The organism is Cyanobium sp. HWJ4-Hawea (genome assembly GCF_024345815.1).
GTDB lineage: Bacteria > Cyanobacteriota > Cyanobacteriia > PCC-6307 > Cyanobiaceae > Cyanobium_A.
Genome location: NZ_JAGQBV010000077.1, coordinates 1 through 7,785, shown reverse-complemented (window position 1 = coordinate 7,785; position 7,785 = coordinate 1). Strand labels below are relative to the sequence as shown.

Below are 7,785 nucleotides of genomic sequence, written 5' to 3'. Positions count from 1 at the left end.
CTTTGCCCCGTCAGCGAACCCGTAAAGAGTGATTGAGGCAACCTTCGCACCGTAAATCCACGCTTTCTACAGGGTCTTGGGTGCTGTGGTGCTTCAGAACCTACCCTTCACCAGACAGTGCCCCCAGCGGACCAGTCGGGATTCGTTGAAGGTCGCTGCTCCCAATGGGTCGCTCGGTAGGAGGCGAGCAGTGGGATGCCTGCGATGATTGACCAGTGACTTCCTGTTCGACCTGTAGGCACTTCAACGGGCGCGTTGCTCCTCAGGGCATTTGCCTGGTTTGGCAGAAGGTGATGACCTCAGCGCAGGCAACGGTCCACCTTTGTTCAATGTGGGAGGTGGTCAAGCACCCGTTGGGTAAAAGGGGCACCCCTGGGTGATGCCGTCGTGGTCTTATCTGGTCTGCCTTCTCTGTTGGCGATAACAGGCGTTGCGGGTTTTCTGGTCTTACAGGTTGCTTTGGGTGCTTTTTAGCATCCAACACTAAGTACCTTGCTTGAATTGAGGGTATTGCCTCTTAAGGCACCTGAGGTATGGTGCTCTCTATGGTAAAACAAGTGCGTTTCACCCTCGCCAAGGCAATCGCTAAGGCAAACCTGCGCCGTGCTGAGACAGGTGAAAAGGCAATCACGATGAACTCGCTGGCAACTCAGGCAGGAGTAGCAGCAACGACCATCACAAGGTTGGGGCGTATTGCTGACGACCCAAAGGCGGCATCAGCACTTTCCTTGGAGTTGGCGGGAAAGATCGTGACCGTGCTGGACTGTGAGATTGGGGATTTGTTGGAGGTTTTTGAGACCTAATACAATAAAAAAGTCTCCTTTTCATATCACTCACTTATCCTTGATTGTTCCATCATTTTTGGACCCATTGCCTTTGCTTGCATTGGTAGAATAGTTATTTCTCAAATAGGTTTACTTGCCAAAGAAATTTTTTCTTGAATGAAAAAAATTACTCTTGCTCTCTCACTCATCGCCTTATTGCAGTCTTGTTCCAATATGACAGAAAAAGTTGCAATAAGGTGCAGGCAAAGTATTCAGATTCTTGTTGATCCAGAAATTAGTGGTACTTCATCTCCCCCGTTGCTCAGCAAGGAAGAAGTTAGTCATTTTTTAATTGACTACACAGCAAGAAAGGTCTATCTTTTTGATAATAGTCATATGATTGAACTTATGAATGCCCAGATCGCACCACTAAGGATTTCATTTATGGTCCCCTCAACTGATTTTCTAAACTTCACGAATGGTCACTTTTCGATAGATAGAACAAATTTGACAATGTTTGACGGAGGCGCATTTAGCAAGCGCATAATAGGTGCTTGCCAAAAAATTGCATTACCTGACCTAACTTCCTTTGGAAAGAAAATATAATTTGATAATCATAGTTGGTGATTGTGGCAACTGATTGCGTCATAACAATGGTACACCTCACGCAGGTCGTTTCGGTTACTCTTGATCAATGGGAGCGGTAGAACCGTTGGCGGATGCTGGAGGTATTAGATCGAACATCTATTGGTTACACCTTCAGTATTTTATTACTTAATTCTGGATTTTGTGTTCAGGCAGTCTCCTGAATGAGATCTTGGTCTTTGTTCAGTTCCGCCTTTTGAAGCAAATTGCAGGAAATCTCTTAAAGCACTAGTTAACTAATTAGGACTCTTCTCGGTTTTTGACTATGATGGTCGCTAGATTTTCCAGATCAGAATGGTGCAAGAGCAATACTTGATTTGTCTCTGCTAACTCAATCGCCTTTGGAGTATAAGAATTATTTGTTACTACTGCTGCGTGTGTTCCTGAATAATGCAATCGTCCAGCAGATGCTTCTTGAATCGCAGCATTGCCTACTTTAGTCGTAGAATAATATTTACACTGCAAACAGACCCTGATTTCATCTCGTTCTGCAATTAGATCAACTCCATGGTCGCCCGTTGCTGGAGTGCGAGTTACATTCCATCCAGACGATGAGAGTATCACCTCGCAAAACTCTTCATACTCCTTGCCTGATGTGACATTAGTTAGTTTTTTATTTGAAAATTCATTTTCAATGGCACATTGATTGATACGGGAAATTATCTCCCCCCGAATAGTCTCATCCTCTAATATTTCATTGCTTGCTGTGTGCTCAACTAGAAATACTTTTTGAAGGAAGTATTCTATGCCGCTCTTCTCCCATTTATCATGTCTCCTGATGCCATAAGGGTCCGTGTAAGACAAGGAAAACCTTTCCCTTCCGAGATTTCTTGAATACTTCTGGATAATTTTGTCGCTTTGCATGAGAATTTCTTCTTTTCTTTTTTGTTTGAGTTTTCTTCTAATTGCTACAGCGATTAGGATTATTACCGTAACAACTATTGGGTAAACAACCCACGGCAAACCTGTATTCTCCATCGTATCGGGCAAAATTTCAATTTCAGTGCTCATAATTCGATGTTTTCATGAATTCCAATGTTGACCGTGAGTTTAATCCTACATTGCAATACTTCTAGATTTTGACCCATGGAAGATTTGCCCTGCTTTAGTTTGCTCCCAATCATGAGTTCCTGTTGCCGATTAAATAAGTCCATTAGAATAAAGTAGGAAATGTAGGGTCTGTAGGAAGAAGCATTCAAAACGCCGTGGTCTTTGCCGTCTGTATCGGGTGTCGTTAAGGTCGCTGCGTTGGTCATTTGTCAGAGTCTGCCTGTTGTTCATTTGTTGAACTGCTCGATTTATTTTGCTTCCTACCACTTACTAGGTTCCTGACTGACTGCTTCCAGGTTGCATCATCAATCATATTTGCTGCCTCGAATAGTTCTGCATCAACATTCCTTGATAACCACTCATAAACGGCATCTCTCGCAAGGGTGCTTGTTTTTACCCCTCGTTCCTGAGCACACTGCTCAAGTAACTGATACTTGGCAATGTCCAACAGGACTTGCATGTAATATTTGTTTCCATGTCTGAGGGGCATTTTTACTTAACCAAAGAAGTCTCTAATGAACTGCTTTAATTCATTGGCAGCAGCAGCGTCTCTTTCAATCCATCCATCCTGGAACCAGTTCCAGTACGGCAAATACTTGATTGTCCAATCTGCCCTCTTTAGTGCATTCGCCCTTTCCAGGTGCTCATCTGTATAACTGCTACCATCATCAAAGTAGTGATACTTGCCATCCACTTCAATACCTACTGCCTTCTTGCTGTTTTTATCGTAAACCACAAAGTCAAGTCTGAATCCACAGGTATGAACCTGATTGTAGATCACTAATCTACTGGGGTACTCTTTTGCAATTAGATCCTCTAGTACATCAGCGACCACCAACTCAAAATCCGAATCACATTCTGATTTTTTGTATGTCCATCCGATCGGCAGATATCCCTTATCCATTTCCTTGATATCATTCTTTCCTTGTCCCATCTTTATTAGCATTTGCTGCATAAGTAGCATGTTGGATGGAAGTTTTCCGTGAATAAAATACTTAAAGTATTTTGCCCTGCTTGTGGCAACATTAAAGCGATTGCGGTCTTCCATAAATGCTTTTGATCGTTTTTGATCTTCGTCAATTGCAGGGGTGAATATCATTACATCACGCTCGTTCCCTTGGAATTCTTCTGGGGTTCCAATCATCAATGACATACGCTCTTGCTGTTCATCAGTCAACCTGCGGAGGACTTCTTCTTTCATATAGTTAACTTGGTCTCTGATGAAGCAGACGACACCCACTGTGATTTGTTTTCCTACTAGTTGAGGCATCTCAAAAACTTCCTTTGTAAGGTCATTGGGTGTGCCCTTGCCAAAAGAAAGAAGAACTTCAAATGCCTTGTCAACTTCTCCCTTGTTTATTTGTGAATTCTCCTCTCGCTTGCTTGGAACCTCAATGTCCATGAATGCATTAAGCGCCTTTTTGTCAGGTACTGCTGTCATGATACGCAGTCCAGAGTCTGGATTTTCGTCTTTATAAAATTGCTCACTTGTAAATTCAGCAAGCATTGGAAGCGATCGGAAATGTTCGTTCAGTAGGACTGGTGCAGCGGTCACTGGATTTAGGTCATTCCTAATCAGGTCAAGTATTGATGATTCCGATACGAGCAAGTCTCTGTCTTGAGCAGATTTAAAATCAAGCGGATAACCAGGTAGTCCTGCAAATTGTTTTTGCCAGGTTAATTTTTCAAATACTTTACTAATAAATATTACCCCGCCTGCTTTGATTCCTAGTTGGTTGTGGTCTCCAACAATGCAAAATCTTTTTGCTCTGAATAGGATCGGGAAGATCTCAGCAAGGTTTACCTGGGATGCCTCATCCAATATCAATAGATCAATTGTCTCCTCCTTGAATGGCAGGTAAGGATGTAGTGACTTTATCTCACCCATCACGATAGGGAAGATCTCAAATAATAGTTCAAAGTTAATTTTAGAATTTGCTGACCGTGCTCTTCTTGCGTTCTTCCACCTTAGTCTGCGGTGAAAAGCATCTAGGGCATCTCTATAATCCTTGCCTTGCAAGAGTTTGTTAATGCGAACAGAATGGTGTGACGCTAGAAATTGTGCAAGTTCTGATTGTTTTGGGTCCCTGGGGTATAGTTCTTGATTTCTCCTGTCAAAGGTTCGGCGTGTAACCTCAAGCGGTTGACCTTTTATTATTCTTTGTAGGGACTGGGCATCAGCGAGGTTTGATGAGTAGGTAAGTGACCTTAAAAGTACTTCTTCTTGGTATTTTTTGTAGTATTCAATTTCGAAGTCCAATGCTCGCAGGACTGTATTTGAAAGGATCTTCAGTCTTGCTCCTTTCTCAAGAGTAGTTTTTCCTCCTGACTTTCTGGATTCCTCCCGAATACTCCTGCACTCTTGAAGTAAAATCTTTGCCTTGTCTCGACTCTCCTTTCCTTGGAGTAAGTTTATTTTTTTGACTGTTATTTCAGGTAGTCCAAAGTCCTCTTTAAGAACATTTCGAGAATCCTGAGCAACCTGGTTTGTGTCGTAGTAGCAACGCAATTCTGATTCGTATTCTTGTATCCGCTTTGCGTAATCAAGTCTTTCTGTGACCAGTGTGTTTACATGCTCGGAAAGACGCACGAGTTCACTTTCTTCACTTGTCGTCTGATAATCAGTCGCTTTGCTCAGAAGTCGATCAATAATACCTCTTGTGTTTTGTTTCCTTCTCTGTTCATCTGAAATGTAAAGGCAAGCATTATCACCAAGGACCTCTGTGACTTTTTCATAAACAATGTCAACTGCGGGAGGTTTCTGTGATGCAACTAAAACTTTTAGTCCGAGTTCACTTGCTGCAATTGCAAGTGCCGAAATAGTAAATGACTTGCCTGTCCCTGGGGGTCCTTGGATATAGGAAATGTCATTTCTGAGTGCTCTGTAGATCGCTGTACGCTGCGACTTCGACAACGAGTATGGAAGTTTCGCCAGAACTTTGAAAATTTGTTCTTCTGAGATTGGGTTGTGTTTAGTATCAAATTTCTTTCCGCTAAAGACTGACTCAAGCAGTCGCTCAAGTGTTGTCATTAAACAACCTCTTTGGCAAGTTCATCTAATGCTCTATATGTGCTCAGACCAGGTGGGACAGGTGCAAAAAATACCCAATCGCCTGGACAGAAGAAAAACTTCTTTGTTTTTAGATTGTCTCTGGCATCAATTGCTGCTTCTACGCATTCAAGAGGAGTATCACCCCTCTCGCAGGTTGTTTCTGTAAGTTCTTTGAAACCACTTACATACTTCTCCGACAGTCCTAGGATACTTCCAATCTCTTTTGTATTCAGGGCGTCTAGTTGATCTTCAATATCTTGAACAATTTGTCCTCCTGTCTGACTTGCTTCAGGATCAAACGCTGCGTATGCTTCTTCCTCTTCGTCTGCATTTCTTCCTATCAATGCGGTTGCAATATCATAGTTGACGACCCATTCAGTAACTTCTGCCTCACCACTTTCTTCAAAAACTATTTGTCCGTAGATGGTTGGAGCAGCAATTAGTCGCAGTGTGCTCTTTGATCCAACCTTTTTTGAATAAGTGCCCGCAAGAATTCCCACTCCGCAGAAAATGCCATTACCAATCTTTTCTTGATCTAATTCCCTGCGATATCCCTCTGCACCACTCTCTATTACTTGATTTAAGCGTAGATCTGTTATGCGTTGAAATTTTTTTAAAGACTTTTTTCGTGTTGTTGTCATCAGTACTTGTGAGTAGTCACCTGCTGCACCTGATCCGAAGACAACCTTTTTGCTCATATCTCTGAGATACAGCAGATAGCGTTCGCTTAGAGTTCCTGACATCGCTTTAGAGAGTTACTGTGCTCTTGAGCGTCTCTTGTAGTTCCTTTATTGACTTGGTGGTCTGTCCCACCTCCTGAGTCAACTTTGAAACAGATTCTTGTGCTGACTTTGCTGCGTCTAACTGTGCAATTTCAACTCGCTTGATTTCTTCCCCGATTTGCTTGAGGGTTTCTACAGTTTTCAGTGCGAGGTCAGTAACTGCTTGTGTTGATGCCTCTTTGCTTGCGATCTGTGCTGCCTCAACCCTGCTGACCTGATCCGCAACTGTTTTAATTGACTCTTCGCTTTTTAAACTTGTTTGCTTGAGGGTTTCTACAGTTTTTAGTGCGAGATCAGTAATTGCTTGTGTTGATGCCTCTTTGCTTGCGACCTGTGCTGTCTCAACCCTGCTGACCTGATCCGCAACTGTTTTAATTGACTCTGCTGTTTTAAAACTTAGATCTCCAATCGCTGAGGAACTGGTTTCCGCAACATGTTTTGAAAGGTCAGTCACAAGATTTGCGATCGATATTGCGTGTTTCTCAAGTCCATCAGTTACCCCGCCTAATGCTTTTGCACTTACTGCGGAACTTTCAGTAAGGGCAGTAGAAAGACCTATAAAGGTTGCCGCTGATTTTTCTGAATCTTTTGAGAGTGCTTCTAATCTGTCAGCGATATTTGTAAAATCTTGCTTTTGCGCTTCAATAGTTTGGACCACAGATTGGTTGCCATTTCTTAGTGCCGCTTCAATGTCTTCTGAACGCTTGCGTAATTTATCTTTCTCTATAAAAACTATAATTGCTAGGAATGCGGTGATGACTGGATTGGCAACCGCCATGGCGGCAAGTAGTCCGTTCATCCTGAACAGGTGCTGATGTAACACATTATGGACCATTGCGTCTAGTGTTGCTCAACTTTTTTGCCTTTACTGTCACATGCCGATCTCGCATTGGGGATGGTGGGAACCCTATGGGTAGTCGCTTCCAAACGATGCCCACTCTCACCACTGCTGCCATTCCCGACGAACTCAAGCGGGATGCCCTGCTGACCCTTGAGCAATTGACCACCAGCATTACTGTTCTGGCGCTTCACGCCTCCTATCGCCCAGCAGACAACCCAAGAGTGCGCCTGGTCTTTGAGCGACTGGTGGAAACGGTCCGTCAGGCAGAGGCGGATATGGCGGTCTTTGACTTGCCTTGACTTTCCCTCCCGCTTGCGAGTAGTGGGATGACTGCGATGATTGATCAGTGACTTCCTGTTCGACCTGTAGGCACTTCAGCGGGCGCGTTGCTCCTCAGGGGATTTGCCTGGTTTGGCAGAAGGTGATGACCTCCGCGCAGGCAGCGATCCATGTTTGCTCCATGTGGGAGGCGGTCAAGCGACCCTGAGGTGGGAATTGATCTGCTGTGCCTCAAGGCGCTCCAGCAGGCGTTCGAAATCCTCAGAGCAGAGTTCTCCATTCGCATCCCAGCGCAACGCCGTTGCTGGGAGGTTGGTTTGCTCTTGATTCATTTGTACTTGATGCCTTGATCCCAGGATGGGCACAAATGCT

The 7,785-nt window shown here is 43.8% G+C and carries 8 protein-coding genes; 3 read left to right on the top strand and 5 right to left on the bottom strand.

The window, feature by feature from the left end; all coding sequences use genetic code 11:
• Window positions 1-533 precede the first annotated feature (533 nt).
• Complete coding sequence (locus KBY58_RS12305; RefSeq protein ID WP_255004614.1) at window positions 534-803, top strand: helix-turn-helix domain-containing protein; 270 nt, start codon at window positions 534-536, stop codon at window positions 801-803.
• Window positions 804-941: 138 nt separating this feature from the next.
• On the top strand, window positions 942-1,370 hold the full coding sequence (locus KBY58_RS12300) for a hypothetical protein (RefSeq protein WP_255004613.1): 429 nt from the start codon (window positions 942-944) through the stop codon (window positions 1,368-1,370).
• A gap of 279 nt (window positions 1,371-1,649) precedes the next feature.
• Here the strand turns inward: KBY58_RS12300 and KBY58_RS12295 are convergent, their stop codons facing one another.
• The 5 genes from KBY58_RS12295 to KBY58_RS12275 all read right to left on the bottom strand — a co-directional run bounded on the left by KBY58_RS12295 (window position 1,650) and on the right by KBY58_RS12275 (window position 7,092).
• Window positions 1,650-2,420: a restriction endonuclease gene (locus tag KBY58_RS12295; protein ID WP_255004612.1), complete on the bottom strand. Its 771-nt coding sequence runs from the start codon at window positions 2,418-2,420 to the stop codon at window positions 1,650-1,652.
• Window positions 2,421-2,661: 241 nt separating this feature from the next.
• On the bottom strand, window positions 2,662-2,919 hold the full coding sequence (locus tag KBY58_RS12290; RefSeq protein ID WP_255004610.1) for a hypothetical protein: 258 nt from the start codon (window positions 2,917-2,919) through the stop codon (window positions 2,662-2,664).
• Between the two features lie 36 nt (window positions 2,920-2,955).
• Window positions 2,956-5,490 carry an AAA domain-containing protein gene (locus KBY58_RS12285; protein WP_255004609.1) on the bottom strand — a complete coding sequence of 845 codons (2,535 nt, stop codon included), beginning with the start codon at window positions 5,488-5,490 and terminating at the stop codon, window positions 2,956-2,958.
• Window positions 5,490-6,254 (bottom strand): hypothetical protein, encoded by a 765-nt coding sequence (locus KBY58_RS12280; protein ID WP_255004608.1) that lies wholly within the window; start codon window positions 6,252-6,254, stop codon window positions 5,490-5,492. Before KBY58_RS12280 ends, KBY58_RS12285 begins: the two co-directional genes overlap by 1 nt.
• A 4-nt stretch (window positions 6,255-6,258) precedes the next feature.
• Complete coding sequence (locus tag KBY58_RS12275) at window positions 6,259-7,092, bottom strand: hypothetical protein (RefSeq protein ID WP_255004607.1); 834 nt, start codon at window positions 7,090-7,092, stop codon at window positions 6,259-6,261.
• Window positions 7,093-7,202: 110 nt separating this feature from the next.
• On the opposite strand from KBY58_RS12275, the gene KBY58_RS12270 reads away from it, so the two are divergent.
• A complete protein-coding gene (locus tag KBY58_RS12270; protein ID WP_255004606.1) occupies window positions 7,203-7,433 on the top strand; it encodes a hypothetical protein in 231 nt (76 codons plus the stop codon).
• The last annotated feature ends 352 nt before the right edge of the window (window positions 7,434-7,785 follow it).

Coding starts and splice junctions, on each gene's coding strand:
- KBY58_RS12280 (WP_255004608.1), bottom strand. CDS start 6,254: ATGTCAGGAACTCTAAGCGAACGCTATCTGCTGTATCTCAGAGATATG.
- KBY58_RS12270 (WP_255004606.1), top strand. CDS start 7,203: ATGGGTAGTCGCTTCCAAACGATGCCCACTCTCACCACTGCTGCCATT.
- KBY58_RS12305 (WP_255004614.1), top strand. CDS start 534: ATGGTGCTCTCTATGGTAAAACAAGTGCGTTTCACCCTCGCCAAGGCA.
- KBY58_RS12275 (WP_255004607.1), bottom strand. CDS start 7,092: ATGAACGGACTACTTGCCGCCATGGCGGTTGCCAATCCAGTCATCACC.
- KBY58_RS12300 (WP_255004613.1), top strand. CDS start 942: ATGAAAAAAATTACTCTTGCTCTCTCACTCATCGCCTTATTGCAGTCT.
- KBY58_RS12290 (WP_255004610.1), bottom strand. CDS start 2,919: ATGCAAGTCCTGTTGGACATTGCCAAGTATCAGTTACTTGAGCAGTGT.
- KBY58_RS12295 (WP_255004612.1), bottom strand. CDS start 2,420: ATGAGCACTGAAATTGAAATTTTGCCCGATACGATGGAGAATACAGGT.
- KBY58_RS12285 (WP_255004609.1), bottom strand. CDS start 5,490: ATGACAACACTTGAGCGACTGCTTGAGTCAGTCTTTAGCGGAAAGAAA.